Source organism: Acidithiobacillus sp. M4-SHS-6 (assembly GCF_047421495.1).
Taxonomy (GTDB): Bacteria; Pseudomonadota; Gammaproteobacteria; order Acidithiobacillales; family Acidithiobacillaceae; genus Acidithiobacillus.
In genome coordinates this window covers 803,966-828,910 of sequence record NZ_CP175559.1, presented here as the reverse complement: position 1 = coordinate 828,910, position 24,945 = coordinate 803,966, and the positions used below count along the sequence as shown (strand labels likewise).

The window sequence follows — 24,945 nt, the reverse complement described above, 5'->3', positions numbered from 1 at the left end:
GCGCATGACTTTTGCGTCCAATCTTCCCGTACAGGCCCGCATCCAGCGTCACCATGACGCGTTGGTCAAGCGTTTGTCTGCCCATAGCAGCCAATACCGGGATCCGGTCAGCACCGTGCCCTGGGAAAGTCTGTCACAAGAACAGGCATGGCTCCCCGATGCCCTGGTTTCACTGTATGGTTTACCCGAATATGCGCAATTGAGTGTCGAAGAGCGCATCCGCCTGTCCCAGGTCGAGTTCGTATCGTTCTGTGAATTGGGCCTCTGGCTGGAAGCCCTGTTCATTCAGCGCCTGAGCGCCAATTCGCTGCAGGAAATGTACCGCGACCCCCAAGGATATCATTATCAACTGCATGAATTGCGCGAAGAAGTGGGGCATAGCCTCATGTTTCTGGAACTTCAGCAACGCTCTCACCTGCCTTTCATGACCCCCCTCAGCGAGCGCCCGCCATTGGCACGCCTTTTTGCCCGCTACGCCCCGGAGGGTTCTGCGGCTTTTTGGGCTACCATCCTGATTGGCGAAGACGTGCCCGATCGGATGAATCGCCTGATTTTTGCCCAGAAGGATCTCCCCCCCGCAATCCTCGCCATTACCCATGTCCACATGCGCGAAGAAGCGCGGCACATGGCTTTTGCCCGTACCACCATCCAGATGCGCAGCCAGTCCATGAACGCCCTGAAAAAAAAGATGATCAGCCCCGTATTGCGCGAGGTATTCCGACAGTTTCTGCGTACCTGTTTTTTCCCTTCCGAACAGGTCTACGCCGCAGCCGGCCTCAGTCAACCCAGTGTCTGGGCCCGCCGTGCCCGCCATAATCCCCAGCGGTTTGCCTTGATGCAGCAGTGTGCCAGTCCCAGCCGAGATTTTTTGCGCACCCAAGGCTTTGCCTTGTGATTTTTTTCTCCTGCTATAATTTGAGAACCATGAAAAAAACCCTGCTCCTTGAATCTGGCTCGATTTATGGGTCTTCGGATGCCCCACAGGCCATATCTGAATCCAGAAAACGGGATCCCCAGGAACTCCTCCGCCGCCATGTGACTGCAAACTGGAATACGGATGGCGCTGTGGTCAGTTCCTGGCAGATTGGTGGCTATACCGCCTGGATTCACACGGATGCCACCAGCACCATTATCGACTTAGCACTGGAACCCTGAGGTATGCCATGACGGTGTTGAACATTTCCACGCAGGCTTTTCCCGATCAACGTCCGGGCACTTCCGGACTACGTAAGAAAGTGACCATTTTTCAGCAGCCCCATTACCTCGAAAACTTTGTCCAGTCCATATTTGATGCCATTCCTGACCGCACGGGCAAGACCCTGGTGCTGGGTGGGGACGGCCGCTATTTTAACCGGGAAGCCATCCAGATCATCTTGCGGATGGCCGCTGCCAACGCTTGGGGCAAGGTCATGGTGGGTCGGGGCGGACTTTTTTCCACCCCGGCCGTTTCCGCCGTCATTCGCATCCACCATGCCCACGGTGGCATCATCCTCAGCGCCTCTCATAATCCGGCAGGTCCCGATCACGACTTCGGCATCAAGTACAATATCAGCAATGGCGGCCCCGCTCCCGAAAAAATAACCGACGCCATCTGGGCGGGTAGCAAAAGCATCCAAAGCTATCGCATTCTGGATACCGCCGATGTCGATATTGATCATGAGGGCACTTTTCAACTCGGCGACATGATGGTTGAAGTCTGCGATCCCGTCAGAGACTATGCGGCACTCATGGCGCGTATTTTTGATTTCGACGCGCTGCGTCGTCTGTTCGCTGGTAATTTCCGCATGCGCTTTGACGCCATGCATGCCATTACCGGTCCTTATGCCACGGAAATCCTCGAAAATCAGCTGGGCGCTGCCCAGGGAACCGTCGTCAACGGCATCCCCTTGCCGGATTTTGGCGGTGGCCATCCCGACCCCAATCTGGTCTACGCCAAATCTCTTGCCGATGCGCTTTTTGCGGAAGACGCGCCTGACTTTGGCGCAGCCTCTGACGGAGATGGCGATCGCAACATGATTCTGGGACGCCGTTTTTTTGTCACTCCCAGTGATTCCCTGGCCGTGCTGGCGGCCAATGCCACCCGCATTCCCGCCTATCAGGCCGGCTTGAAGGGCATAGCCCGCTCCATGCCCACCAGTCAGGCGGCAGATGTGGTGGCGCAACGCCTGGGTATCCCTCACTATGAAACGCCTACGGGCTGGAAGTTTTTTGGCAATCTACTGGATGCCGGTAAAATCACTTTCTGTGGCGAAGAAAGTTTCGGCACGGGTTCCGATCATGTCCGCGAAAAAGACGGTCTCTGGGCCGTACTGGCCTGGCTGTCCATTATCGCTGCCTGCGGAAAATCCGTGGCCGATATGGTCATCCAGCATTGGCAGGATTTCGGGCGGCATTACTACACGCGTCATGATTATGAGAGCATACCTGCCAGCGCTGGCGAGGAAATCATGAAGACGCTGAGAGCCCAGTTGCCCATACTCGCGGGGCAAACCCTGGCCGGGCGCGTGGTGCAAACCGCCGATGATTTTGCCTATACTGACCCGATAGATGGCAGTATCAGCAGTCATCAGGGGCTACGCCTGCTGTTCAATGATGGTGCCCGACTGATATTCCGCTTATCCGGGACCGGAACCGAAGGCGCGACAGTCCGCATCTACCACGAGCATCTGGAGCGGGATACTGCACGTCAGCAACTGGACCCACAACGGGTTCTCCATGATCTGATTGCTTTGGGAAAGGATCTGAGCCGCATCGAGCAATTTACGGGCCGCAAGGCCCCTACTGTCATCACCTGATGGATGAAGGAGTCTGACTATGATGGATTACGACAACGAAAGTAATGGTGGTCTTGGTTACAGTGCCTTGGGTATTGCCCTGCTGGCAGGCGCTGCTGCAGGTGCCGTAACAGCACTACTGTTTGCCCCTCAGGCGGGAGAACGTACCCGTGAACAAATCCGCCATCAGGCTAACCGCGCCTGGGACAGGGTCGTGGCTTCCCGTGAACGAATGAACGAACGGGTGGAAGAGTTACTGGATACCATCGCCATTTACAGTGAAGAACTGGTCCAAAAGGGCAAGGATCTGAGTGACCGGGAACGGCAACGACTGAATGATGGTATCGCCCTGGCCCGCACCGAACTGGACCGTCTGCGCCGGAAACTGTCCCGTCTGGATTGACCCCAACCCTCCAAGCCGCTATTCTCTGCCGCGACGGGGCGTAGCGCAGCTTGGTAGCGCGCCTGCTTTGGGAGCAGGATGTCGGAGGTTCGAATCCTCTCGCCCCGACCAATCAATCAACAGGTTAGGCTACTTTTTTGAGGTGGCCTTTTCTACAACCCGCTTTCTTTCTACAATTCCGGCGAGAGGCCTGACGGTCTGCGTTTCTCTGGCGCGCACATAGACCTCGGTCATCGACCCGTCAGCATGGCCCGCAAGCGCCTGGGCATAGTCACGCCCGGCCGCCCTATTCGCGTCTGTAAGCGATTTTGCGCGGATATCATGGAAGTGGGCGTCTTCCACACCGGCCCGTGCGCAGAGGCGTTTCCAGGCCCACAGGGAACCGTTCTCGCTATAGGGCTGACCTTCCTGTGCGCAGAACAGGTACAAGCTTCCAATCCGCCGTCGCAGGCCCTTGGCGCGATTCAGAACATCGCGGAGTTCAGGCGTAATCTCAAAGGCTTGTTTCTTGCCGGTCTTGGATGTCCGCACGACCAGCAGGTTGTCCTGAATATCACTCAGCCGCAGATGAAGAATATCGCTTTTACGCAAGGCGGTCAGATAGGCCAGATCCATAATGCACCGCCATTGGGGGTTAGCCTTTTCCTTAATGGCCAGGAACTCTTCATCGGTGATATAACGGGTGCGCGCCTTCTCCTTGTTGCGCCGCACACCCCTGCAGGGATTCGTGTCGCAGTATCCCCAGCGCATGGCATAGCTGTAGATGGTGGACAGCAGGCCAATCTCGCGGTTGGCCGCCACTTTGGCCGGCCGTTCATCGAGATAGCGGGCGATGTGGTGAGGACGAACGGCGTCCAACGGCATTTCGCCAAACACGGAACGCAAGAGGCCCGCCATGCGCGGCCATTCCTTCCGCGTCTTATCGCTGTAAGTGGGTAAAATCTCCGCCAGGAACCTGTCGATGGCAGATCCAACGGTATTGTCCTGTGCGGCAGCTCCCTCCAGTTGCGCCCACATGGCCAAGGCCTCGGCATAACTGGTGGAGAGCTTGGTCCATACCCGCTTGCCGTCAGCCGATGAGACGAAGTAATACATCGCACCTTTCTGGTGCAGGTGCGGAGGGAGATGACGATTTTTGCTACGTGGGCGGCCCATTGTGCCTTGATTATCCTGTCCGATGCAGTTTGTCAAAATGGGGTTCTTTCGGCTTGGCCCGCTCCACACCCAGCAGGTGACGTTGTACTTCGTCCTGCAGGACGATCGGACGATTGGCTGCGTTCAAGTCGAACCGGTAGCCGTGCTGCCTCAACCATTGTACCTGCTTTGGCCATTGCTTATACCCGGTTAGGGCGCGAAGATCGTCGGGGGTCAGGAACATTCTACCCTCCGCATATTATACGGCGTGTTCGCCGGATACCAAGATTCCCCGTGGCCGCGGATGGGCAGCACCTTTGCCATCAGGGCACCGCCTTCCGCACCGGCCCGCGCATAGGAGTGCAGGACAACGGAGAATGGCGCTGTTCCTCTGCCACCCGCAGCCGCTCGATCTCGTCGAGCAGGTCAGGCAGCACGTTGCGCATTGCGGCGATGAATGCCGCATCGTGCCGCGCTCTGGTATCCACAAACGGTATTGTGGCCACCAAAGGGGTGGGTGATTCGATCACATCCTGGGCGGACGGAGATTCGATGGCGTGGTGGTCTTGCCGGGGATGGGCTTCCCACGGCCCTGGCGTGGCAAGGCGTTCCATGGCCCGCAGCCTAGCGATTGCTTCACGAGAGACAGGTGATGCAGCAGGATTCATGACGATCCTCCAAGGATGCCAGCCCGAAGGAGGGTGGCTTCGATGGGACAAATATAGCATTATGCTATATTTGTCGTCAATAGCTAATAGCTATTTTCCTCTCGAACAGATGGGTTGCACGGCGAAAGAGTTCCGTACCTGGGTGGAACGCAACGCCTTTCAACATTTTTCGCGGAGTGTTACGATGTACTTACCATGGAACACAGGAAGTAAGACGATGAGCGAAGCAACCTTTACCTTCCGGGTCGATGAGACCCTGAAAAACGAGTTCGCCGCCGCTGCGAAAATCCGCGACCGCACCGGCGCGCAACTCCTGCGCGACTTCATGCGCGACTTCGTGCGGCAGCAGCAGGAAGCGGCAGAGCATGACGCATGGTTCCGCCGCCAGGTGCAGATCGGCCTAGATTCGGCAGCCGCTGGCGATGTGATATCAGCCGAGGAGGTGGAAGCCCAAGCCGAGATCCGGCGGGCTGAAACACAACGGAAGCTGACTGGTTCCGCATCGTGAAACTGGTCTGGACGCGCCCGAACTGTTTTCAGAGAAGGCCGCCCGCTTGATTTGCCGGTGGCGCATCTGCGCTAACCCGGTTGAGGAAATAATGGCATCCGCTTTTTACCCGTAGCGCCTTCAATAGAGGCCAGAAAACTCTCAACATCTCCCGGAATATCCCATCGGACGAGATTTTCTGCATATCTGTCTAATAGCGAGATAATAGGCGTCATACCTTTAATATTATCTCCAGATATAACTACATAACTATTTACCGTTTCATTTCTTACCTGTGCGGCTACGTCAAAAACCAGCATTTTGCTCATTGCCTCTTGCCGCTTTTGAGAAAAAGTCCCTGACCTGAAATCAACGGATTCTATTAAGTGCAGCTTTCCGTTTTGCAGCGCGAACTCAGCTTTTACTCCAAAGTCTACCGCCACGGGAAAGCGTGGAACAATCATATGCTTTTGAATGTCTTCCTCGTCTGCTCCAAGCCATTGATATGCCTTAAATGTTTCCTTCAATTCCGAAAACAGCCGATCCGAAATAATGCGAGCAGATTTTTTCCTTTCCGGATACACCAGGGAGGAAAGAATGCTTTCGACAATGCGCTCATAGTCTTCTTCTCCTGCGTAAGAAAACATGCACGGCTCAGGAAAGCAGGTGACTTTCCCCCACTTGGAGAGCGCATTAAACACACATTCTCCTGAGCATTCCATGTGCTCCAGAAAAGCGGGGATGGATGTGACAAGCTCCCTGATTTCGTTAATATTTGCCGCAGGATGCACTGCCAAGACTTTCCTGAGATTATCGGCAATGTGAACGCGCACATCTCCCGATGGGAGGGAGACCACGATTCCCACATTCACTTGTTCGTTGCGGAAAGGGTACGGCAAGTAATATAGAACGGAGTAGTAAGCTAGCTGTTCCATGTCAAGGTACCTGATTGACGCGAGCCGCTCTCGCCTGATCCCAAGATTGTACCACAAGATCGATCCATGCAAGGTCTTGATTGGGAATCCACTCTATCGGCGCACTAGTTAGCCACTCGCGAATGAAGGAGCTAGGGATAGATGCAACTGCATTATTAACCTGGAACGCTGCTTGATTATCCCATTTTTTTTGAATCTTCAAATATTCCACTGTATGAAAACTATTGTTTGGTGACTCCCATGGCCAATTTAAAAAATTTGGAAGATTCTGTGCATGCGACCAGTCAAATGCCAATGCAATCATATGATTATCTGGAAGTTGCCGGACAAGAATATTATTGATATGACGGTCAATGTTAGGAAGGAAATAATCCAAAGATAGTATTCTGGAGATCGACGAGGCAAGACTATTTAGTACGGTGCGAACAAAAACCGGGTTCGTACTAATTCGACCAAGCAATTCTGTGTCCTGATCCACGCGGGAGCCAAAAGCTAACGTCTTATTAGGACGCTCCGCAACTACCCAGCCCGGAGTTGGAATCTGAACGGCGGAACATAGATGATAACAAAACCATTCGGTGATAGGAAGAAGCGGATTATCTTCAACGGTTTTGATCGCATAGCATTCACCATTCAGGGCGTATCCGGTCAATCTCAGTGATGCGGTCCCGGAAAAAGCCTGCTCACGCACTATCTTTACTGGAAAAAGAGAACCCTGTATCACTTTTTATCCTTGCTGATTCTGGTAACAGCTCCCAACAGAAACTGAATATCGTCGTCTGAAAGCTGTTCGTCTGATGATTTTTTCAAAATAATTTCTGCCAAGGCCCTGGCAGCAGGAGGGGCTTGAACCCAAAGACTGGGTATGGCGGAAAACCGATCAGAAACCGGATCTTGCTCCGTATTCACACATGGCCTCTCAGCAGAGAGATCGCGAACCTGAGCGTTCTTTTCTTCCGCTCCCCATCCATCGGCCCACTCCATGCCGGGAGGAGGTTTGATGAGAGAAAGGGAAAGGTCGACGGAACTCATGCGCGAGTGGTCCTGATCCATCCAACCGGATGGTAGCTGAGCCGCCTGTTCGATGCGCCGACAGCTTTCAGATCCGGGCGTCCTATCCCCACGCTTCCACTGCTGTACCTGAGCGGGACTCACCTCCATGCGCCTAGCCAGCTCGGCTTGCGTAAGATTCCCCCCTCGCCGCACGAGCCACCGGATATTTTCCCGTCGTATCACTTCAACAGATTTCATTGACTTAGAATAGCGTCCAGCTATATCGCAAGCGACTAGCAGGAAGCTATTGACAAATATATAGCAACGCGCTATATAATATGAGACATGGATATCAAGACTTATGCACTCAACTATGGCGGCTTCCCTCACGTTGCCGACATGCTTGGCCTGAATGCTGAATTTCTGCGTCAGGTTGCCAAGGGGCGTCGCCGCGTTTCGGCTGAAACAGCCATCCGCATCGAGCGCGCAACCGACGGCCTCGTCACCCGCTCCGATCTTCGCCCCGATCTCTGGCCCAAGCCGGAGGGGGCTGCATGAACGCTCCACCAGAAACCACTTCCATGCCAGGAAACGGGGGCACCCGGATTGCGCTTCCAGCCGCGCGATCATTCCTGGCACCTATTCGCACGGCTGGGAAGGCTGGATGAGACCATGCCGAGTGACCAAGAACTGGATTGTTCAGGGTTTCCGCTCCCACCAGTACCAGCAGACATTGATCTGCGTTCATACCAATGGATGAAGCTGGACCTGAGCCGACTTCATTCCAGCGACTTCATCCACCTGGCCAGCAATGAGGAGTTCGGCGCAGCCGTAAAACTATGGACCGAATCCATGCGTCAAGTGCCTGCTGGTAGTCTTCCTAACGACGACAAGATCCTGGCGTGCCTCGCTGGATATCGAGGCTCTCCCCGGCGGTGGATGAAAGTCAGGACTATGGCACTGCATGGCTTCTCCCTTTGCTCCGATGGTCGCCTGTACCATCCCGTGCTCGCGGAAATGGTACTGGATGCCTGGGGCAACAAGACCCAACAGCCGACATCCAGTCCTTCGGACCCACGCGCCAAGGATCGCGAGCGCCTCCGTCGTTGGCGAGAGGCACAGCGGGAGAAGGCCAGGCAGGAAAACGCTCAGTCTAACAGAACGGAGGAATCACACTCCACCCAAGCCGACGAAACGACTGAAACGTTTCAAGACCGTTTCACTGAAACGTTTCATGAAACGGCTGAAACGTTTCACATAAAAGAAAGAGAGAGAGAAAGAGAGGGAGAAGAAACATTAAGAAACGTTTCGGAAACATTTCATGAAATGGCGGGTGAAACGTTTCATGAGACGCCACAACCAGAGCCATCCCAAATGCCGGCAGCAACCCGCGAAGGCGCATTGTGCAAGAAACTACGGGCACTTGGTGTCCGTGCAGCCCCCCACATGGTGGTTGTGCAGGAAATGTGCACTCGCCATTCCGATGAACACATCTTGGCAGCGGCGGAAATCGCTCTGGAGAAAAAAGGCAGCGGCATTCACGTCGGCTACATTGCCGCGATGCTCAAAGATCCCGGGAGATCTTCGGCGAAAGGAGCAAAAAACAAGCAAGCAGATGGTCCGCCCAACCGCCAACTGATACCACCAGTCGCCGTAGGCGGATCTCATTATGTCAAACTGTAGGAGAAAACCATGTCGCTACCGAAGAAGTCCGAGAGCAACCATCAGCCATTAGTCCACGCGGGCGATGCTGCCAGGGATCTCCTTGCCCGATGGGGGTTCGATCCCGATAACGTGGCGATCCTGCCCGACCGGCATCCCCAATACCGCGAGTGCGCGCGCCATGGCCGCTATCCGATCTCCATGGTGGATGAGCAGGATGTCATCCGCTACCTCGCGCCGGTCTGTCCCGTGTGCGCGGCGGAGCAGGCATCCCGTCAGCTCATGGAGAGCGCGGCCATCCCAGAGCGTTACATTGATTGCGGATTCGACAACTACGTGGTCGAGATTCCGGGTCAGCAGACCGCCCTCGATGTCTGCCGGGACTACGCGGATCATTTCGAGGAGCATGCCCGTAAGGGATCCTGTCTCATCCTCTGCGGGAACTCCGGCAATGGCAAAAACCACCTGGCGGCAGCCATCGCCAATGTGGTGCTGGCCAAAGGGCGCAGCGTGCTCCAGGTCACTGCCTACGACATCATCGCCAGAATTCGCCAGACCTGGCGGGGAGGTATTGGCAACAGCACTGAACTGGAAGTGATTCGCAGATTTGCGGAAGTGGGCCTGCTCATTATCGACGAAGTCGGAAAAACCTTCGACACCGATGGAGAGCGGGTGCATCTCTTCGAGGTCATCGATCACCGATACCGCGACATGAAGCCGACCATCATCCTGTCCAACAAGAACGTCGAGGGAGTGGAGAGATATCTGGGTCCGGCCGCCTTCGACCGGCTGTGCCAGAATGGCGGGCTGCTGCTCTTCGACTGGCAGAGCTATCGCCGGAAGAGATCCGATACGGCAGCCAGCCCGCGGGGTGAACCATGAACAGGATAGCTCGTCTCTCAGAAGGCCGCCCGATGCTGAACCCTCAGCCTGTCCAATCTGGCAGCAGCCGGAGCACGACCGGGGACATGGCATTCTACCTGATCGACCTTGGCCCATTCTTTTCAGGGCCACGGGAGTTCCTGGAAGACCTGCGTGCGAGTGATTTTGCTCCAAAGGGATACGATTGCAGCGCTCAGATTGCCATCCGCCTGATGCGCTGGTCGCAAAGCATCCAGTTGACACCCCGCCAGAATCACGTGATGAACCAGATCGTCTCTGAAGCCATTCGGCGCGGAGCCGCGATCATCGAATCCAGAATCAGGACGGCTGAATGGTCTATACCAGATCATCGCGACGATCATCATGATCTTGCCGTCACGGCGGCCACCAAGGCATTGCAACACTTCGCGGAGAAGCACGACCTGGCAATGGTGCCGCACCCCAATATTGCGGCATTCGTTGACGTGCATACCCGGTTTGCCTCCCGCGATGCCATGGAAGATTTTATCTATCGGAAACGGCTCGATGCGGAATCCGTGTTGCCACACGAGCCGACGTTCTCGAAAGCATCGCTGGAAAGAGCCATCCGGCAGAGACGATCGGAGCTCAAGCATCTCTCCGGAGAAAAACGCCAGAAGAAATTGCGGGAACTGGAAAGGATGGAGGTCACCCTTCATGGAGCGCGAGCAGAGGTTCGCCTGGAATATGCGCTTGAAGAAAGGGGAGACCATGGGGTGCGAAGCAACAGCGAGCGACTGTCGCTGGAGGATCAGGTGTCCATCGCGGTCGGAGGCATTGACCTGGAAGAGGAAGATGACAGTTATGAGATGCCCGCCGGCCAGCGGGAGTTCCTGGACCTTCTGATTCAGGTGGGTAACCAGCAAATCGCGGCAAAGCAGCTCATACCTTACCTGGCCGAGGCCAGGGAATACCGTGCCATTCTCGGTCTTCTGCAAATACTGAAGAAGACTGACGAAATCACCCTTGAAGCGGCATCGCTGCGTGAACTGCTGGGCAATCGAGGCCTGGCCGATATTCGCAAGCAGGTTCTGCGTGTTGGCCGGGCCGATGGCTGCGAGGTGGTCTCCCTTTTCGATACTTGCAAGGCATACCTGCGTGGGGAGCATGGTGAACGTGAAGTGTTGGCTGCGTTGCAGGCGGCCGCCGTATGAGAGTACATCCGCCATTCCCCTGGCTTGGCGGGAAGGGGAAGCTGGCTGACGAAATTTGTGCCCGGCTTCCCGCGCCGTCGCGGGATCTGACCTATGTCGAGCCATTCTTTGGTGGCGGGGCGGTATTCTTTGCCCGTCGCCCCTCCGGCATCGAGGTCATCAATGATGCCAATGGCGAAATCGTGACCTTCTTTCGTGTGCTCCGTGACCGCACCGACGAACTGATCTGGTACTTGCAGACTACCCCCTACTCGCGGCAACTGTTTTATGAGTGGCGGGCCATTCCGGACCCGGCAAGCTTGCCAGACCTCGAACGCGCCGCCCGGTTTTTCTATATCGCCAGATCCGCGTTCGCCGCCGAGTCCACCCGCAAAAATCCAGCTTGGGCCTTTGCCAAAGTTTTTGACAATAAGGCTCGGTCCATGGCTACGGTCATCGATACGGAATTGCTATTGATTCGGGATCGACTGCGGTACGCACTGATCGAGAACGATGAAGCCATTGCAGTTATCCGGAGATTCGATACCTCATCTGCCGTGATTTACTGTGACCCGCCTTATCTCCAGGCTACCCGCAGAGACGGGCAATATGCCGACGAGATGAGTGATCGGGATCATGAAAACCTGCTTCGGGTGCTCACAGCCTGTGATGCCTACGTCGCGATTTCTGGTTATCCCAGTGATTTATATGCAGATCATCTGGAATCCGGGCAAGGATGGTCCTTTGTGGATTTTGCCCACACCTGTCACGCGAACCGGTCAGGGCAGGCTGGGGAAGATATTGACAGGGAGCGGACAGAAAGGATCTGGTTGAATCCGCGTCTTACGGAGTGGTACGAGCGGCATGCGCCGCGCCAGTGTTCTCTGCTGGATCTGTGTGCGGTTTGACCCGCGCCCGATCTATACCGAGCCGGAACAGGACGGATCGTAAACAAGGAGAAAATCATGGCAGGCGTGAATAAAGTGATTTTGTTGGGTCATCTGGGCCGGGATCCGGAGATGCGGTACATGCCCGACGGGACGGCCGTCGCCAATATGACCATCGCCACGTCGGAATCCTACAAGGATCGGGACGGGAACAAGCAAGAGCGCACCGAATGGCATCGTGTCGCACTCTATGCGAGGACGGCGGAAGTCGCCGGTGAATTTTTGCGCAAAGGAAGTCAGGCGTACATCGAGGGACGTATCCGCACCAGAAAATGGACCGATAAGGACGGTCAGGATCGCTACACGACAGAGATTGTGGGGGACCGGCTTCAGTTGATCGGTGGCCGCCGGGATGGGGCCGCTGGCGACACTCCTGCGCCACAGCATGGCGGTGGAGGTGGCGGGGACATGGGGTCCGCGCCGATGGAAGATTTTGATGACGACATCCCGTTCATCACCACAGCGGAAAACATCTGCCAGCCACGGCGGCTGCTGAATCGAGTGCGTTTTTAAGACATTCAGGGAGCGCCCAATGAAATTCGAACGAAGCCATGTTGCCCTCCAGATTTTTCTTGAGTTATTGGCAAAGGAAAAAATAGGCGGATCTTTTCTGCATGACGAGATGGAGAAAATTAACGATTTGTAAATCTAGCATACAAACAGGGCCCTGTCAGTCTCTAGCCCAAAAACCGCGATTGGATAAAGGGATCTGGCACGCAAGGGACCGTGATGTGACTTTAATTCTGGGTTTTTGGGCTCCCTGCAGCGGTAAATTTGCAGGATATGACCGAACATTCGGCTTGCTGTGCTTCCTGAACCCAGGAGATCCCCCACATTTTCAGGTGCAGACCAGTCTTCTTCCTCGCGCTGTCCGCGATCATCCTTTTTTCGAGGGGATCCCGATGTTCAAGGGGTGGGATCGTGTAACCAGGCCGTGGTACGGCTGCGGATGGTGGTGAATGGGGTGAGATGCGTAGCAGCGACCTTCAGCACCCAGCGCCCGGCATGGCGGACGAGTCGGCCTGGCATCTGAAACAGCCGCCAGCGCACGGTGGCGATGCGATGCCGTTGCCAGCCTTCGGCGAGGGCCGCGTGTTTGAAGAGCACGAAGAGATTGTGGGCGATGACCCCGATCCGGAAAACGCAGCATTGGCGCCCTCCTGCCCACAGGGCATGTGCTCCATCCCAAAGCCGATTTTGAGATCCTTGATGCCATTCTCGGAGCATTCGCCGCGCTGGAGGTTCCAGACCAGCACATCGGCGGTACTGCCCGAACGGTTGCTGGCAATGACATGGTAGCGGGGCCGGTCCTCTTCCAGAAGCTCCGCCTGATGCCGATAGCGAACCACGATCAGCCGAAAGGCTTTCTCCGTATGCTCCATGCTCTGCACCGTCTCCGCCACGGCACAGTCGGCATACGGGGCCCAAGCCGTTTCGGGAATGGTGGCAATGGCCGCCAGGGTGGGGGCATCCAAGCGCCCGCCAATGGCAAAGGTCATGCCCGTCCGTTCACAGTCGTTGAACAGTTCTGCCTGATCCGCCCGGAGGGCGATGATGCGGTGTCCCTAAAAGATGCATGGAACAGAAACGTGCCACCACACGTATTTCAGAAAAATCGCGCTGAAACCCCTATGAATGCTGGGGCGGCGTTACGAAATTGCCGATTTTTGCCGATGAACTGTCGAACTCGGGGGGCCTCCAGATCCTCCGTGAAACTGGCAAACTCCCGTACCGTCTCGTCATCCCGATCCGCAGGCACCGCGACATAGTGGGAGGCGCTGCCTATGTCGATACCCACAGCGTTGGGATGGGTGATCTTCAGGGCCGCCCGGGATTTGCCTGGTTTGAGGCTGATTTTGGAATTACGTTGGGCCATCACATACTCCATAAGTCGGAAGTGGAATGGGGCACACTCTCCAGAATGGGACGGAATCGTTCCCAGGGAATAATCCGGTCCAGCAGCGGTAGCCCATCCCCCAGTAAGTCCATCTCCCGTAACCGACGGTCTCCGGGGAATAATCCGCTTTGCCCTATCAGTCCTGCCATGGCCTCTCTCCCTGACTGATCAACCTCCCTGCGTTTTACTGGAAATTGGGGAGTTTATCGAACCACCCTATAGCATTAGCAGCGTCTCATCGTCTTCTACAGACTTCGCTACTATAGTTAAATCGAATAAATTCTATTAGAAAAAAAACTTGGAATAAATAGGAACAAATGGCTAGATTATACAAAACAGAGTTAAAAAGAGTACAGAGGATTTCGAAACATTGGGCATTCAGTTCTATGAGTAAAGGAGGTTATTATAATGAACTCACGTAACGACTTTAGAGCAAGTTTAGACCTTGTTGCACAATTGCAACCAGCACTACATGATGCACAGCATGCACCATATCCGGATGCCATTGACCATACAAGATTTAGAGCATATATGAAAACATCACATGATGTAGGTGGGGAGCCTGATATTCCAATCAGATATGAACTAAAGCAAGAGGAGCAATGGGAGCTCAATACATATGTAACCTGTGAGTGTTTAGGTTGGAGAGGCATTTGGGTTTCAGAAGAACGGAGGCGAATGCAGAATGTGGATTTAGGCAGAACAGTTTATCTGGGTTTCCCGTATTATGGACGTTGGCTGCTAGCGGCAGCACGGGTTTTAGTTGAGAAAAAACATGTTACACTAGGAGAGTTATTAGAAAGATTTGATGAAGTAAAAAAAATGAAATACAGTGAACTTAGTAAAAGAAAAATAAAAGAAGCAGGAAAAGCCAATATGGAGAAAGTTAAGAGAAATCATCATATAACAGCAGCACCAGGAATAGGCGATCCACAATGTTTCACTGGAAAAGCGAAAAAACCAAAGTTTAAGCAAGGAGACAAGGTGAGAATAAAGAGTTTTCCAAGTTTATTCTACACAAGAACGCAAGAATATATACGTGGTGCAGAAGGAATCATTGAAAAAGTCTCGTATGAGAGTTTGGCACCAGAAGATGAGGCCTGGGATAGGCATGATCAAAAACCTGAGTGGTTTTATATTGTTAGGTTTAACATGAATGAATTGTGGGGTGATACATCACCATACACTAAAGATTCGGTGCAGACAGAGGTTTCCGAGAGATGGATTGAAGCTGCTTAAGTTATAGTTATATTGATAGCTTGAAGCAATATAGGAGAAAAGAGATGGCTGAGAATCATAAACCTGCCCCAATGGTTGAAGAGGTTAGCGACTTTGAGGCTTTAGAAGTGGCTGTACGAGAGCTGGCTATTGAAAAGGGGTTATTTTCTGCAGAAGATCATAGGCGATTTACGGAGTTTGCGGAAAACATTGGGCCTCTACCTGCTGCGCGTTTAGTGGCAAAGGCCTGGATGGACCAAGATTTTAAACGACTGGCACTAAATGATGCTATAGCCGCCAGCAAAGAGGTAGGGATAGATTGGCTTGATCCGACGAATTTTGGTACTCCTAGTGATTTTACAGCCCTACATGTATTAGAGGATACCCCTACATTGCATCATGTAGTCGTATGTACTCTATGTTCTTGTTACCCACGACCAATTCTTGGTAATTCACCTGAATGGTATCGAACTCCAAATTATCGGCGTAGGATAGTACGATGGCCACGTCAAGTACTATCTGAGTTTGGGTTACAGTTATCAAATGAAGTAGAAATACGTGTGGAAGATTCCAATCAAAAACATCGTTTTCTTGTGCTTCCAGTTCGGCCTCAAGGAACAGATGGTTGGACCGAAGAGCAGTTGGCCGAGATAGTTACAAGGGATTGTATGATAGGAGTCGCACTACCTAGGCCGGGTGTAACCAAAGACGCTAGCAAATTTATACACCAAGCAACACATCCAGTCGAACATTCTCATTGAATAAGGTTTAATTGTAGGAGGTATGAACATGGATGCGAATCAAAGCATGACGAATGTTAAAAAATACCAGTTACTCAAAAAAATTTCTACAGACAAGAAACAGTACTGGGCGCAATTGGCAGATAAGTATGGTGTTTCTAATCCAACTCCACCATGGAAGAGTAGCTTGGATGGAATGTGTGATGCACTAGACAAAAGAAACTGTGAGCTACCACTTACTGTGCGTAGAAATGAAGAGGATGAGCTTTGTGCTAATGAATATGCAGATGTTCCTTATCCCGAAAAACAGTTGTTAGCATTGGCACACTCCTTCGTTAAAAGGGGAATAATTTCAGAAACTGAACTGGAAACGAAGTTGGATGAAGTTAAGAAAAGGCTTAATACTTATTAACATATCATGATAGTAAGGAGAAAACAATGAAAAGATATTTTATGAAGTCGACATGGGGAAGTGATGACCCAACTCGTGCGGCAATGATTTTTGGCCACGGGAATGCATTAGCTCGGGCAGGTAATGAAGTCCGAATGTTTTTGTTAGGCGAAGCTACAACGTTGGTAAGGCCAAAAGTAAGAGAGTCATTAATACCAGTAGGCTGGCCTCCAGTTTCTGAACAATGGTTAGAAACTCTACAATTAGGAATTCGCATTGAAATTTGTGGGGCTTGCTCACGAGCAAGAGGTATTTCATCTGAAGACATAGAAGCGGCAGGGGCTTTCCCCGGATCTCCTGAAACATTTGTCCCAAGTTGTGAGTGGGCTGACCATATTATATCTGAAGGTTAATCTTGATTACACCGTTCACAATCTAGTAAGTCTGTGAATAACATCGATTGGAGGCTTAAGAAATGGATACAAATAATACAATTGATGTAGATAATGAAAGAGGTAGATATACAAGTGAATTACTAGAGCCTAAGAGTATAGTGGCTACTTTAGAGATTATGTGCACCATGGCCGTTTGTAAGTGGAGAAATCCGATTGGTTTTTTTTGGCAGTCAATTTCTGGCGGTGCAATGGTTATGTTTGGCGTAATGCTAGCTGTATCAGTGGGAGCTGGCATTCCGTATCCAGGATGGGCTAATTTAGCCAGTGGTTTTGTCTTTGGTTTTTCTTTTGTTATTATCATGGTTTCCAATTCATCATTAATAACTTCTGATATGGCTGCAGGTTTTATTGCGCTGTGGCGGAAAAAAATGTCTTTACAAGGGTACATCGGTTATTTGTTACTTGGATGGGTCGGTAATGTAATAGGTGCATTTATATTTATAGGGATTATAGCCGTTGGTCCTGGTGATTATGCAATGCCTGTTTTTTTAATGCGGGCACACATGATAGGCTTATCAAAAGTTATTCCTTCTGGATTATCCGTTTTTTGCATGGGGATAATTTGCACGTGGTTATTACAGCTTGGATATTTTCTTTATATTAAATCTCGGACTGATGTTGGTAAAATGGTTATGGCTTGGTATGGCCCTCTTGCATTTGTTGGTGGTATGACAGAGCATTGCATAGCTAATATTGGATTTATTGGTTTACCTTTATTAATGCAAAATAGATATATTGCAGCTCTACATAATAACTCAACTATAAAGCCAGAACATATTGTAAATATAACTTGGGGTTTTGGTCATTATGGATTGGCTAGAAATGAATTAATTAGTTGGTGTGGAAATTGGGTTGGAGGCACACTCTTTATAGCAATATTATTTATGGCTATCGCTAAATACTATAAAAAAGACACCATATAATATAAAGCGCCGCATAGCTCAAATTTTGGAGTTTTTATGAATAAAAATATCGCGATTATATGTATAATTACTGTCTCAGCTGTTAGTGGCCAGATTTGCTATGCTGACTCAGTTGGATCATTCCTAAAACATGGTACATATACATTTCAGTTTAGACCCCGTTACGAATTCGCCCAACAAGAAGGCCTTAGGCCGTCCCATGCTTTTACTATAAGGACTATGCTTGGTCTCAAAACAGCACCAGTCTACGGGTTAAGTGCATATGTACAATTTATAAATGTTGCTGGCATAATGAATAAGTATAATAGCATCTTGAATGGAAAATCTAGCTATACTATTATTCCAGATCCTGAGGAAACTGGTGTGAATCAGTTTTATCTGCAATATCAAATGCCTTTAAACTCGTATATAAGGGTTGGCCGGCAGGAAATTGTACTAGATGATTCAAGGTTTATTGGTAATGTTAATTTTTTTCAAACCCCTCAAAGCTATGATGCCATTTCTTTAAACTATAACCTCAATAATGATATTGGATTATATGGCGCTTATATTTGGAGAATCAAGAATATTCTAAATCAAATCGAGCCCACAAAGTCCTTTGTGATCGAGGCAACAGTTAAACCAATAAAGTTAATAAATATTAATTTGTTTGGGTATTGGTACGGTAATCAGTCAAAATCAATAATACCTGGTGCCCCGGCATGCGGTTTGCCTGGTATTAGGTCCTGTAATGACCAAATATTAGGGGCTAGAGCAACGGGTCTAGCAAAATTGAGTAACAATATTGCTCTTAAATATAGAGTAACATATGCTAAACAACTACCATATGATGGCGGTAGTAGCTTAGTAAATGCCCATTATTTGCATGGTGGGGCTTATCTAAAATATAAATCTTTTATGCTTGGTGCGGATTATATGCTTATGGGTTCCAATTCAACAGGTACTTATGGATTTCAAACACCATTAGCAACTAAACACTTATTTAATGGTTGGGCGGATGTATTTCTAACGACCCCCCAATCTGGATTAAAAAGTGCATATTTCACTGTCAAAGGTAATATTGATGGTCTAGGCCTTATGGCAAGGTATTATAATTTTCGTTCAGCTTATAAAAATAAAGCGTTTGGACATGAAGTAGATCTATCGGTTATAGATAAGCTTACACATTATTTGAATGTAGGCGCACAGTATGCAGATTTTGTTACCAGTACAAATGTGCTAAGAAATACGCAGGCTGGATGGGTATTTTGCGATTTAAAATTCGCTGGTTAGACTTAATGGAGGTGATTTATGCAAGATGAAATGATAGACAGACAAATTGTTACACGAAAAATCATCAACGGCAAGAGAGAGCTTCAATTAACTTGGAGTGAGATTGCACAGAAACTTGGTATTTCAAATATTGCACAGTGCACAGCTGCCCTATTAGGTCAAATGCCATTTACATCTGAAAAAGCTGTTAAGGTAGCTAGTCTATTTAATTTGTCAAAGTTAGAAACGCTTGTCTTACAAGAAGTTCCGTATCGTGGGGCAATAAATGAGCTAATTCCAAAAGATCCGACATTGTACCGTTTTTATGAGTTGTTACAAGTTTATGGAACTGCTTTAAAAGAGTTGATCCATGAAAATTTTGGAGATGGGATAATGAGTGCTATTGATTGTTATATTTCTATTGAAAAGGTAAATGATCCAAGAGGGGATAGAATAAAAGTTATCATAGATGGCAAGCATTTGAAATATCCAGACCTAGAGTGAATTTCGACTCTGAATTTATGTGGCTGTTTAACTGTTAACAATAAATGGTTAGTCAAAGTCATAGAGCACAGATTAACTGCGCTATGATTAAGATATTGTAACTGTAAATGTTGAAACAGCCACTATCATATTATTGGCATATCTGAACCCTTTTTGGTGTAACACTAGGGCTTGCTTTTCATCTGTAGATAGTGCGATTTCTGCTGTTTTTTTCTAATGTAGCAGTGTTCATTTCGACTGATTATTTGAGGCATGAGATGTTAACTGCCTGCCGCAATGGTGTTAGATTACTCTTTTGGCAGATTACTGCCTACTCCCCTCCTTATAGAAACTAAAGAGGTTTATAGTTATGTATAAACTAACTATTAAAATAAATTCATTTGTTATGAGTCTATTCGGTAGGAAGTTAAGTTTTTTATACTCAGGATTGCTTGCATACAATATTATTGCCTGGGGGTTGGCATTTTATTTCTTTCGTTTTAACGCCTTATTAATGTCAACCACTGGATTGGCATTTCTATTTGGGCTTAAACATGCTTTTGATGCTGATCATATTGCTGCGATTGATAATGTTACCCGAAAGTTTATGCAGGTTAAAAAAAAGCCAGTTACTATCGGACTATATTTTTCTATGGGACATTCTTCTGTCCTTTTTCTTGCTACGCTTATCATTGGCCTAACTCTTTTGGGAACTTCTGCCTCTGGACATATTAATAATGTAGCGGGGATAATTGGAACAAGTGTATCTGCCCTTTTCCTTTTTATTATGGCCTATATTAACTTAATAATAGCCAAAAGCACATATATGCATTTCAATCAGTTAACCAGGACAGGAATTTATCATGAAAACAGCATAGAAGAACTATTAAATAAAAGAGGTCTTATGTCTCGTATTTTCCGTCGCGCTTTTAAAATGGTTACAAAAAGTTGGCATATGCTCCCCATAGGTTTTTTATTTGGTTTGGGATTTGATACTGCCACTGAGGTTATGCTGTTAAGTGTTGTAGCAACTCAAGCGGCTGAAGGAATGAACATATTTTTGTTGTTAATTTTTCCGATGCTTTTTTCTGCTGGGATGACCCTTATGGATAGTACAGATGGGGTGATGATGCTCGGTGCTTATGGATGGGCTTTTATCAAGCCAGTCAGGAAGCTATATTATAATCTTGTAATAACTATTGTTTCTGTAATTTTGGCTATTATTATTGGTGGTATTGAATCTATTGACATGCTTGTAGATGAGCTACACATTCATGGAGTTTTAAGACATATTTTCGACTTTCTTAATGGCAATTTTGGTTATATTGGACTGTCTGTTGCTGCTATTTTTCTGTTAGTGTGGATTACATCTACTATCATATATAAAGCCAAGAACTACGATTCTATTCAGGAAAATGGTTCCTCGGTATGATCAAGTATTGGCTATGAATTATCCTGACTAGCACCATGATTCCGCTGAGCGAAGACATTGCTATGGAAGATGAGCGGTGTTGATGACGGCAGGGATAAAATGTAGATGTAAAACTGCCTGGTCAAATCAGCTAAACCAATAGGTGATAGTCGAGTGGTGGCGTTGTGCATATTTCAGAAACCTAAAAAAGGCATGGTACGCGCCGGAAATGCTGGTTTTGAAGTTGCCCAGCACTGTATGGTGTTGTCCCATTAGAACTTTGACTTTGACAAATCCTGAGACTTCTTGCGCGAACAACCTGCGACGCACACTGTATGTGCACCCGCCCTGCCCCCGGTGTCAGCCTAGTTGTCGCCTCTCTGAAATGGAGTAACACGAAGTAAGGGGGCGGAAAGTGGGCTATGGAAATGAAGGTTTATTCAGTAGAACGGAAGGCTGCGGTATTGCAGAAGATGTTGCCGCCCACCAGTTTGTCCGTGGCGGAACTGGCCAAACAGGAAGGGATTTCTGATGTTACGCTGTACCATTGGCGCAAGCAGGCGATGGCGAGTGGAACGATGAGTGCAGTGACCAAGAAAACGGCAGAGGGCTGGTCTGCCGAGTCCAAATTGGCTGCGGTGGTGGAAACGGCCCTGCTGTCAGAGGTGGAGTTGAGCGAATATTGTCGGGAGAAAGGGCTGTATCCAGACCAGGTAAAAGCTTGGAAACAAGCTTGTATCGTTGGGCAACTGGCCGCCACCCAACAGAAACAGACAGCGGGTGCGCAAGCCCGTGTAGACCAGAAACGGATTCGTGAGATGGAGCGGGAACTGCGTCGCAAAGACAAGGCGTTAGCCGAGGCGGCTGCGCTGTTGATCTTGCGAAAAAAATTGAACGCCCTCTGGGGGGACGACGCCGGGGAAGATTAACCCCGGTCCCGGAGCGGCAACAATACGTCGCCTGGATACAGGAAGCGGCTGACGGTGGCGCCCGCTGGTCGCGGGCCTGCGCAAAAGCAGGCTTATCATTACGCACCGTCCAGCGATGGACAGAGGAGTCGGGAGTGGTCAAGACAGATGCCCGCACCACGGTCGAACGACCGGCACCCAGCAACAAGCTGAGTGAAGCGGAGGTGCGGGCGGTGTTGGAGGCCTGTCATCGTCCGGATACCGCACACCTGCCACCGACCCAGATGGTGCCACGGCTGGCAGATGAGGGGGTTTATCTGGCATCCGAATCCACCTTCTACCGGATTCTCAAGGCCGAAGGTATGGGCGCACGGCGTGGTCGTGCCCACCCACCCCGTAAGGTGAAGCTGCCCACCACCCATACGGCCACCGCAGCCAATCCCGTCTGGTCATGGGACATCACGTATCTGCCGTCGCTGGTGCGTGGGCAGTACTATTATCTCTACCTCTTTGAGGACCTTTACAGCCGCAAGGCGGTGGCCTGGGAGGTCCATGCAGAGGAGAGCGGGGACCATGCTGCTGCGCTCATCCAGAGGGGCTTTACGGCGGAGCAATGCGGGCGGCAGCCATTGGTCTTACACTCCGACAATGGCACCCCGATGAAATCATCGACCCTGCTGGCTAAGCTCTATGATCTGGGGATCACCCCATCCCGGGGCCGACCACGGGTGAGTAACGACAATCCCTATTCCGAGTCGCTATTCCGAACGCTGAAATACTGTCCGCAATGGCCAGAAAACGGCTTTGAAAACCTGGATGCAGCGCGACGCTGGGTACGTGACTTCATCGCCTGGTACAACCAGGAGCATCGTCACAGCCGCATTCGCTTTGTCACCCCGGCTCAGCGTCACCGGGGCGAGGATCATGCACTGCTGGCGAAACGTCATGCCCTCTATGAGGCGGCCCAGGCAAGAAATCCGGCGCGCTGGTCAGACACCGATCGGTGCGGTAGATCTGAACCCGCAGCGACAGGATAAAAAGGCTGCTTAAAAAATGGGTGACGCGACAACTACCTTGACAGACACCGCCTGCATCGGCGATACCTTTGAATGAAAACAAACCATCGGTGGGAACCTGACATTGCGTACCCAGTATGCAGCTGCGCCCCGCGTTCGTTGGGCTGGGCTAATAAACCCCTCAATGAGGGTGAATCGTGTGTAGAGAGAACGCTCCTAATTATCGACCGAGACCGCCGCCACAAAGAGCACTTTGTTTTCGGAACCCTGCCCAGATTTGCTACCATTGCGTTCTCCTCCCAGGATAGGCATCATCGCCCTGCACCCTTCTGCTCGTATAAAGGATTCGCATTCCTGTCAAAATTTCGTAAACGTTCAGCCAACCCACCCTTGCGGGTTGGCTGAACGTTTACGATCTTTCCGGGCCAGGGCAGCACCGCGCTGGGCAATCACCGCTTGCTGTTGGGCGATGATATGGCTACGTTCTGCCCATTCCGCTTCTTTTTCTTCCTGCTTCTGTAGCTGGTTCAGCACCAGATCGCGCAGGGCGTCCGGGCTGCTGGGAAGGGGCATCGGAGTCTTTGAAATCATGGAAAAATAGTACCAGAAACAGGAACTTTATACCAGCAATTCATCCAGTTAGAGCAATGTGGGCGTGCATTTTTCCAGGGCTGGCAACGGCGTCCACGGGCACCCCTCCACCAGCATCGCCCACTGCGCTGCGGAAAGTTCCACAGCCCCCGAATCGGTTCGTGGCCAGTGCAATCGCCCCTGATCCAGACGGCGATACAGCAACCAGAACCCCAGTCCATCCCAGAGCAACAATTTCAGGCGATCGCCCCGGCGGTTGCGAAACACAAAGGCGTGACCGCAAAAGGGATCTGCCGCCAATATCCCCTGCACCCGAGCGGCCAACCCATCAAAACCCAGACGCATATCCACGGGCGTTGCTGCGAGCCAGATGCGACTGCCTGCATTCAGCCACATGGGCTTTCAAGCACCCGCACCAGAGTGTGCAGCCAGGCAGCATCCACCGGCGCCGCCAGCTTTAGATGCCGACCTGACAAAAGCTGAATGTCGACCACGGCATCAGCCGTCCTGACCGGGGCCAGCGTCACCGGCACAAAGCCTTGTGGAAGGCGGCCAGAGAAGGCGATGGCGATAGCGCAGCAAAGCGCTTGCGCCAGTAATGCAAGGTCGCTACGGCAATAACCTGCCTGCGCACAAAAATGCTTCACCGATAGACCACTCGCCTGAAAGGCATCCACTCGTTGTCGCCAATAAGCTACCTTCTCTTCCTTCGTCATCTCCATCCTCCTCGCTGAATGCGGATCAGGATCGGCCAGGTCAGAAAAAATAAAAAGGTGGGTTGCTTAGACGCTTACAAAATTTCGTTAAGGCATGGTATAATAAACTCACTAAATTTCCTGTAATTGATATTATTCTTGTGTGCTAATATAATTATAAAACTTAGGATAGAAAATATGAAGCAATCTGTTCAATATCTTTCTCCTAATTATTTTGCCATGGTCATGGCAACGGATTCTGTATCATTATTTGAAAGTAATATATCGGGTAATTGGTTGTTGTTTGTAGTTGCAATTCAGTCTATAGTTATTTTAACTATATTAATAGCATCTCATGCGATAAGTTTTTTTCGTGCAGAACTAAATTTTATAGCCTTGTCGTTATGGATTTTAGGTGGTATATTTTTTATTTGGATAATAATACTTATTATTTATCGTTTCTCATACCTTACCTTTTCTGAAAACGATCTTGATCCTTCCTACTTTATCTGTATGGGTGCGATGGCAATTTCTTCTTTGACAGGAATCATGATTATGATGGATGTATTCAAAATTTATTTTTTCGCGAGTCTTATTCCTTTTATAAAGTTTATTACGTTTACTTTCTGGATAATTGTTACAACATGGATTCCTCTATTAGCCGTTCTAGCGTTCTGGAAACTTTTCAGTAAAAAATCTCCTATTGGTTATGCTCCAGATTATTGGGCGGTAGTTTTCCCTCTTGGAATGTATAGTCTTAACACAGTTTTGCTAGCACAAAATATGAATTTAAAATTTTTAAGTTATTTAGGTCTAGTTTTTTTCGTTTTATCTATATTGGTTTGGTCTTTGACGTTCTATGGATTAATGCATAAGATTTTTCGTATAATTATTTGGTGAATTAGTATATTTTTTCTTATGGATGGCTTG

The 24,945-nt window shown here is 50.1% G+C and carries 31 protein-coding genes, 1 tRNA gene and 4 pseudogenes; 22 read left to right on the top strand and 14 right to left on the bottom strand.

Annotated elements, in window-relative coordinates; genetic code table 11:
* The first annotated feature begins 4 nt into the window (after positions 1–4).
* The 5 genes from ACJU26_RS04330 to ACJU26_RS04310 all read left to right on the top strand — a co-directional run bounded on the left by ACJU26_RS04330 (position 5) and on the right by ACJU26_RS04310 (position 3,288).
* Positions 5–895 carry a diiron oxygenase gene (locus ACJU26_RS04330; RefSeq protein WP_414041307.1) on the top strand — a complete coding sequence of 297 codons (891 nt, stop codon included), beginning with the start codon at positions 5–7 and terminating at the stop codon, positions 893–895.
* Positions 896–924: 29 nt separating this feature from the next.
* Complete coding sequence (locus ACJU26_RS04325) at positions 925–1,155, top strand: hypothetical protein (protein WP_414041306.1); 231 nt, start codon at positions 925–927, stop codon at positions 1,153–1,155.
* Between the two features lie 8 nt (positions 1,156–1,163).
* Positions 1,164–2,795 carry an alpha-D-glucose phosphate-specific phosphoglucomutase gene (locus ACJU26_RS04320; RefSeq protein ID WP_414041305.1) on the top strand — a complete coding sequence of 544 codons (1,632 nt, stop codon included), beginning with the start codon at positions 1,164–1,166 and terminating at the stop codon, positions 2,793–2,795.
* Positions 2,796–2,814: 19 nt separating this feature from the next.
* Positions 2,815–3,177: a YtxH domain-containing protein gene (locus tag ACJU26_RS04315; RefSeq protein ID WP_414041304.1), complete on the top strand. Its 363-nt coding sequence runs from the start codon at positions 2,815–2,817 to the stop codon at positions 3,175–3,177.
* Between the two features lie 34 nt (positions 3,178–3,211).
* Positions 3,212–3,288: transfer RNA gene (locus ACJU26_RS04310), tRNA-Pro, on the top strand.
* An 18-nt stretch (positions 3,289–3,306) separates the two neighbouring features.
* Here the strand turns inward: ACJU26_RS04310 and ACJU26_RS04305 are convergent.
* The 3 genes from ACJU26_RS04305 to ACJU26_RS04295 form a co-directional block, all read right to left on the bottom strand.
* Positions 3,307–4,332, bottom strand: coding sequence for a tyrosine-type recombinase/integrase (locus ACJU26_RS04305; RefSeq protein WP_414041303.1), 1,026 nt, complete (start codon positions 4,330–4,332; stop codon positions 3,307–3,309).
* Positions 4,333–4,342: 10 nt separating this feature from the next.
* The gene (locus ACJU26_RS04300; protein ID WP_414041302.1) at positions 4,343–4,555 is read right to left on the bottom strand and encodes a DUF4224 domain-containing protein; all 213 of its coding nucleotides are present in this window, start codon (positions 4,553–4,555) and stop codon (positions 4,343–4,345) included.
* 79 nt (positions 4,556–4,634) lie between these two features.
* A complete protein-coding gene (locus ACJU26_RS04295; RefSeq protein WP_414041301.1) occupies positions 4,635–4,979 on the bottom strand; it encodes a hypothetical protein in 345 nt (114 codons plus the stop codon).
* 217 nt (positions 4,980–5,196) lie between these two features.
* Between ACJU26_RS04295 and ACJU26_RS04290 the strand changes: the two genes are divergently transcribed.
* Positions 5,197–5,487: a CopG family ribbon-helix-helix protein gene (locus ACJU26_RS04290; protein ID WP_414041300.1), complete on the top strand. Its 291-nt coding sequence runs from the start codon at positions 5,197–5,199 to the stop codon at positions 5,485–5,487.
* A gap of 71 nt (positions 5,488–5,558) precedes the next feature.
* On the opposite strand, the gene ACJU26_RS04285 is transcribed toward ACJU26_RS04290, so the two are convergent.
* The 4 genes and pseudogenes from ACJU26_RS04285 to ACJU26_RS04270 form a co-directional block, all read right to left on the bottom strand.
* On the bottom strand, positions 5,559–6,401 hold the full coding sequence (locus ACJU26_RS04285; protein WP_414041299.1) for a DUF3037 domain-containing protein: 843 nt from the start codon (positions 6,399–6,401) through the stop codon (positions 5,559–5,561).
* Position 6,402: 1 nt separating this feature from the next.
* Positions 6,403–7,125 (bottom strand): hypothetical protein, encoded by a 723-nt coding sequence (locus ACJU26_RS04280; protein ID WP_414041298.1) that lies wholly within the window; start codon positions 7,123–7,125, stop codon positions 6,403–6,405.
* Positions 7,122–7,433, bottom strand: a complete 312-nt coding sequence (locus ACJU26_RS04275) for a hypothetical protein (RefSeq protein WP_414042009.1) — start codon at positions 7,431–7,433, stop codon at positions 7,122–7,124. The genes ACJU26_RS04280 and ACJU26_RS04275 overlap by 4 nt, the downstream gene beginning before the upstream one ends.
* A gap of 39 nt (positions 7,434–7,472) precedes the next feature.
* Positions 7,473–7,652: pseudogene (locus ACJU26_RS04270) on the bottom strand (helix-turn-helix domain-containing protein); the annotation flags it as partial.
* An 87-nt stretch (positions 7,653–7,739) separates the two neighbouring features.
* On the opposite strand from ACJU26_RS04270, the gene ACJU26_RS04265 reads away from it, so the two are divergent.
* The 6 genes from ACJU26_RS04265 to ssb all read left to right on the top strand — a co-directional run bounded on the left by ACJU26_RS04265 (position 7,740) and on the right by ssb (position 12,549).
* The gene (locus ACJU26_RS04265) at positions 7,740–7,952 is read left to right on the top strand and encodes a transcriptional regulator (protein WP_414041297.1); all 213 of its coding nucleotides are present in this window, start codon (positions 7,740–7,742) and stop codon (positions 7,950–7,952) included.
* Positions 7,953–8,066: 114 nt separating this feature from the next.
* On the top strand, positions 8,067–9,077 hold the full coding sequence (locus tag ACJU26_RS04260; RefSeq protein WP_414041296.1) for a DUF1376 domain-containing protein: 1,011 nt from the start codon (positions 8,067–8,069) through the stop codon (positions 9,075–9,077).
* Between the two features lie 9 nt (positions 9,078–9,086).
* A complete protein-coding gene (locus ACJU26_RS04255; RefSeq protein WP_414041295.1) occupies positions 9,087–9,938 on the top strand; it encodes an ATP-binding protein in 852 nt (283 codons plus the stop codon).
* Between the two features lie 86 nt (positions 9,939–10,024).
* Positions 10,025–11,110 carry a hypothetical protein gene (locus ACJU26_RS04250; protein ID WP_414041294.1) on the top strand — a complete coding sequence of 362 codons (1,086 nt, stop codon included), beginning with the start codon at positions 10,025–10,027 and terminating at the stop codon, positions 11,108–11,110.
* Positions 11,107–11,997, top strand: a complete 891-nt coding sequence (locus tag ACJU26_RS04245) for a DNA adenine methylase (protein WP_414041293.1) — start codon at positions 11,107–11,109, stop codon at positions 11,995–11,997. Before ACJU26_RS04250 ends, ACJU26_RS04245 begins: the two co-directional genes overlap by 4 nt.
* 57 nt (positions 11,998–12,054) lie before the next feature.
* A complete protein-coding gene (ssb, locus tag ACJU26_RS04240) occupies positions 12,055–12,549 on the top strand; it encodes a single-stranded DNA-binding protein (protein WP_414041292.1) in 495 nt (164 codons plus the stop codon).
* 473 nt (positions 12,550–13,022) lie between these two features.
* On the opposite strand, the gene ACJU26_RS04235 is transcribed toward ssb, so the two are convergent.
* The 3 genes and pseudogenes from ACJU26_RS04235 to ACJU26_RS04225 all read right to left on the bottom strand — a co-directional run bounded on the left by ACJU26_RS04235 (position 13,023) and on the right by ACJU26_RS04225 (position 14,082).
* Positions 13,023–13,535 (bottom strand): hypothetical protein, encoded by a 513-nt coding sequence (locus tag ACJU26_RS04235; protein ID WP_414041291.1) that lies wholly within the window; start codon positions 13,533–13,535, stop codon positions 13,023–13,025.
* A 194-nt stretch (positions 13,536–13,729) separates the two neighbouring features.
* Positions 13,730–13,912 (bottom strand): annotated as a pseudogene (locus tag ACJU26_RS04230) (hypothetical protein); the annotation flags it as partial.
* A complete protein-coding gene (locus tag ACJU26_RS04225; RefSeq protein ID WP_414041290.1) occupies positions 13,912–14,082 on the bottom strand; it encodes a hypothetical protein in 171 nt (56 codons plus the stop codon). The pseudogene ACJU26_RS04230 and the gene ACJU26_RS04225, both read right to left, overlap by 1 nt.
* Positions 14,083–14,341: 259 nt before the next feature.
* On the opposite strand from ACJU26_RS04225, the gene ACJU26_RS04220 reads away from it, so the two are divergent.
* From ACJU26_RS04220 to ACJU26_RS04180, 9 genes and pseudogenes are all read left to right on the top strand, one after another.
* Entirely contained in the window at positions 14,342–15,172 is an 831-nt protein-coding gene (locus ACJU26_RS04220) for an SH3-like domain-containing protein (RefSeq protein WP_414041289.1), read from the top strand.
* A gap of 44 nt (positions 15,173–15,216) precedes the next feature.
* Positions 15,217–15,912 carry a thiocyanate hydrolase subunit gamma gene (gene scnC, locus ACJU26_RS04215; RefSeq protein ID WP_414041288.1) on the top strand — a complete coding sequence of 232 codons (696 nt, stop codon included), beginning with the start codon at positions 15,217–15,219 and terminating at the stop codon, positions 15,910–15,912.
* A 28-nt stretch (positions 15,913–15,940) separates the two neighbouring features.
* The gene (locus ACJU26_RS04210) at positions 15,941–16,303 is read left to right on the top strand and encodes a hypothetical protein (RefSeq protein ID WP_414041287.1); all 363 of its coding nucleotides are present in this window, start codon (positions 15,941–15,943) and stop codon (positions 16,301–16,303) included.
* A gap of 26 nt (positions 16,304–16,329) precedes the next feature.
* Positions 16,330–16,695, top strand: a complete 366-nt coding sequence (locus ACJU26_RS04205; protein WP_414041286.1) for a DsrE family protein — start codon at positions 16,330–16,332, stop codon at positions 16,693–16,695.
* Positions 16,696–16,757: 62 nt separating this feature from the next.
* Positions 16,758–17,660: a formate/nitrite transporter family protein gene (locus ACJU26_RS04200; protein WP_414041285.1), complete on the top strand. Its 903-nt coding sequence runs from the start codon at positions 16,758–16,760 to the stop codon at positions 17,658–17,660.
* A 36-nt stretch (positions 17,661–17,696) separates the two neighbouring features.
* A complete protein-coding gene (locus ACJU26_RS04195) occupies positions 17,697–18,932 on the top strand; it encodes an alginate export family protein (protein WP_414041284.1) in 1,236 nt (411 codons plus the stop codon).
* Between the two features lie 18 nt (positions 18,933–18,950).
* Positions 18,951–19,415 (top strand): cyanase, encoded by a 465-nt coding sequence (gene cynS / locus ACJU26_RS04190; protein WP_414041283.1) that lies wholly within the window; start codon positions 18,951–18,953, stop codon positions 19,413–19,415.
* 349 nt (positions 19,416–19,764) lie between these two features.
* Positions 19,765–20,826, top strand: a complete 1,062-nt coding sequence (locus ACJU26_RS04185) for a HoxN/HupN/NixA family nickel/cobalt transporter (RefSeq protein WP_414041282.1) — start codon at positions 19,765–19,767, stop codon at positions 20,824–20,826.
* 407 nt (positions 20,827–21,233) lie between these two features.
* Positions 21,234–22,763: pseudogene (locus tag ACJU26_RS04180) on the top strand (IS3 family transposase).
* Positions 22,764–22,948: 185 nt separating this feature from the next.
* On the opposite strand, the pseudogene ACJU26_RS04175 reads toward ACJU26_RS04180, so the two are convergent.
* The 4 genes and pseudogenes from ACJU26_RS04175 to tnpA all read right to left on the bottom strand — a co-directional run.
* A pseudogene (locus ACJU26_RS04175) lies at positions 22,949–23,057 on the bottom strand (IS1595 family transposase); the annotation flags it as partial.
* 47 nt (positions 23,058–23,104) lie between these two features.
* Positions 23,105–23,320, bottom strand: a complete 216-nt coding sequence (locus ACJU26_RS04170; protein ID WP_414042008.1) for a hypothetical protein — start codon at positions 23,318–23,320, stop codon at positions 23,105–23,107.
* 48 nt (positions 23,321–23,368) lie between these two features.
* Positions 23,369–23,716, bottom strand: a complete 348-nt coding sequence (gene tnpB, locus ACJU26_RS04165) for an IS66 family insertion sequence element accessory protein TnpB (protein WP_414041281.1) — start codon at positions 23,714–23,716, stop codon at positions 23,369–23,371.
* Complete coding sequence (gene tnpA, locus ACJU26_RS04160) at positions 23,707–24,036, bottom strand: IS66 family insertion sequence element accessory protein TnpA (protein WP_414041280.1); 330 nt, start codon at positions 24,034–24,036, stop codon at positions 23,707–23,709. Before tnpA ends, tnpB begins: the two co-directional genes overlap by 10 nt.
* A gap of 177 nt (positions 24,037–24,213) precedes the next feature.
* Here tnpA and ACJU26_RS04155 point away from each other — a divergent pair, with 177 nt between their 5' ends.
* Positions 24,214–24,915: a tellurite resistance/C4-dicarboxylate transporter family protein gene (locus ACJU26_RS04155; protein ID WP_414041279.1), complete on the top strand. Its 702-nt coding sequence runs from the start codon at positions 24,214–24,216 to the stop codon at positions 24,913–24,915.
* Positions 24,916–24,945: the final 30 nt, after the last annotated feature.

Excerpts from the sequence above, each read along its gene's own strand:
- ACJU26_RS04330 (WP_414041307.1), top strand. The coding sequence starts at position 5 with ATGACTTTTGCGTCCAATCTTCCCGTACAGGCCCGCATCCAGCGTCAC.
- ACJU26_RS04325 (WP_414041306.1), top strand. The coding sequence starts at position 925 with ATGAAAAAAACCCTGCTCCTTGAATCTGGCTCGATTTATGGGTCTTCG.
- ACJU26_RS04320 (WP_414041305.1), top strand. The coding sequence starts at position 1,164 with ATGACGGTGTTGAACATTTCCACGCAGGCTTTTCCCGATCAACGTCCG.
- ACJU26_RS04315 (WP_414041304.1), top strand. The coding sequence starts at position 2,815 with ATGATGGATTACGACAACGAAAGTAATGGTGGTCTTGGTTACAGTGCC.
- ACJU26_RS04305 (WP_414041303.1), bottom strand. The coding sequence starts at position 4,332 with ATGGGCCGCCCACGTAGCAAAAATCGTCATCTCCCTCCGCACCTGCAC.
- ACJU26_RS04300 (WP_414041302.1), bottom strand. The coding sequence starts at position 4,555 with ATGTTCCTGACCCCCGACGATCTTCGCGCCCTAACCGGGTATAAGCAA.
- ACJU26_RS04295 (WP_414041301.1), bottom strand. The coding sequence starts at position 4,979 with ATGAATCCTGCTGCATCACCTGTCTCTCGTGAAGCAATCGCTAGGCTG.
- ACJU26_RS04290 (WP_414041300.1), top strand. The coding sequence starts at position 5,197 with ATGAGCGAAGCAACCTTTACCTTCCGGGTCGATGAGACCCTGAAAAAC.
- ACJU26_RS04285 (WP_414041299.1), bottom strand. The coding sequence starts at position 6,401 with ATGGAACAGCTAGCTTACTACTCCGTTCTATATTACTTGCCGTACCCT.
- ACJU26_RS04275 (WP_414042009.1), bottom strand. The coding sequence starts at position 7,433 with ATGAGTTCCGTCGACCTTTCCCTTTCTCTCATCAAACCTCCTCCCGGC.
- ACJU26_RS04265 (WP_414041297.1), top strand. The coding sequence starts at position 7,740 with ATGGATATCAAGACTTATGCACTCAACTATGGCGGCTTCCCTCACGTT.
- ACJU26_RS04260 (WP_414041296.1), top strand. The coding sequence starts at position 8,067 with ATGCCGAGTGACCAAGAACTGGATTGTTCAGGGTTTCCGCTCCCACCA.
- ACJU26_RS04255 (WP_414041295.1), top strand. The coding sequence starts at position 9,087 with ATGTCGCTACCGAAGAAGTCCGAGAGCAACCATCAGCCATTAGTCCAC.
- ACJU26_RS04250 (WP_414041294.1), top strand. The coding sequence starts at position 10,025 with ATGGCATTCTACCTGATCGACCTTGGCCCATTCTTTTCAGGGCCACGG.
- ACJU26_RS04245 (WP_414041293.1), top strand. The coding sequence starts at position 11,107 with ATGAGAGTACATCCGCCATTCCCCTGGCTTGGCGGGAAGGGGAAGCTG.
- ssb (WP_414041292.1), top strand. The coding sequence starts at position 12,055 with ATGGCAGGCGTGAATAAAGTGATTTTGTTGGGTCATCTGGGCCGGGAT.
- ACJU26_RS04235 (WP_414041291.1), bottom strand. The coding sequence starts at position 13,535 with ATGACCTTTGCCATTGGCGGGCGCTTGGATGCCCCCACCCTGGCGGCC.
- ACJU26_RS04225 (WP_414041290.1), bottom strand. The coding sequence starts at position 14,082 with ATGGCAGGACTGATAGGGCAAAGCGGATTATTCCCCGGAGACCGTCGG.
- ACJU26_RS04220 (WP_414041289.1), top strand. The coding sequence starts at position 14,342 with ATGAACTCACGTAACGACTTTAGAGCAAGTTTAGACCTTGTTGCACAA.
- scnC (WP_414041288.1), top strand. The coding sequence starts at position 15,217 with ATGGCTGAGAATCATAAACCTGCCCCAATGGTTGAAGAGGTTAGCGAC.
- ACJU26_RS04210 (WP_414041287.1), top strand. The coding sequence starts at position 15,941 with ATGGATGCGAATCAAAGCATGACGAATGTTAAAAAATACCAGTTACTC.
- ACJU26_RS04205 (WP_414041286.1), top strand. The coding sequence starts at position 16,330 with ATGAAAAGATATTTTATGAAGTCGACATGGGGAAGTGATGACCCAACT.
- ACJU26_RS04200 (WP_414041285.1), top strand. The coding sequence starts at position 16,758 with ATGGATACAAATAATACAATTGATGTAGATAATGAAAGAGGTAGATAT.
- ACJU26_RS04195 (WP_414041284.1), top strand. The coding sequence starts at position 17,697 with ATGAATAAAAATATCGCGATTATATGTATAATTACTGTCTCAGCTGTT.
- cynS (WP_414041283.1), top strand. The coding sequence starts at position 18,951 with ATGCAAGATGAAATGATAGACAGACAAATTGTTACACGAAAAATCATC.
- ACJU26_RS04185 (WP_414041282.1), top strand. The coding sequence starts at position 19,765 with ATGTATAAACTAACTATTAAAATAAATTCATTTGTTATGAGTCTATTC.
- ACJU26_RS04170 (WP_414042008.1), bottom strand. The coding sequence starts at position 23,320 with ATGATTTCAAAGACTCCGATGCCCCTTCCCAGCAGCCCGGACGCCCTG.
- tnpB (WP_414041281.1), bottom strand. The coding sequence starts at position 23,716 with ATGTGGCTGAATGCAGGCAGTCGCATCTGGCTCGCAGCAACGCCCGTG.
- tnpA (WP_414041280.1), bottom strand. The coding sequence starts at position 24,036 with ATGACGAAGGAAGAGAAGGTAGCTTATTGGCGACAACGAGTGGATGCC.
- ACJU26_RS04155 (WP_414041279.1), top strand. The coding sequence starts at position 24,214 with ATGAAGCAATCTGTTCAATATCTTTCTCCTAATTATTTTGCCATGGTC.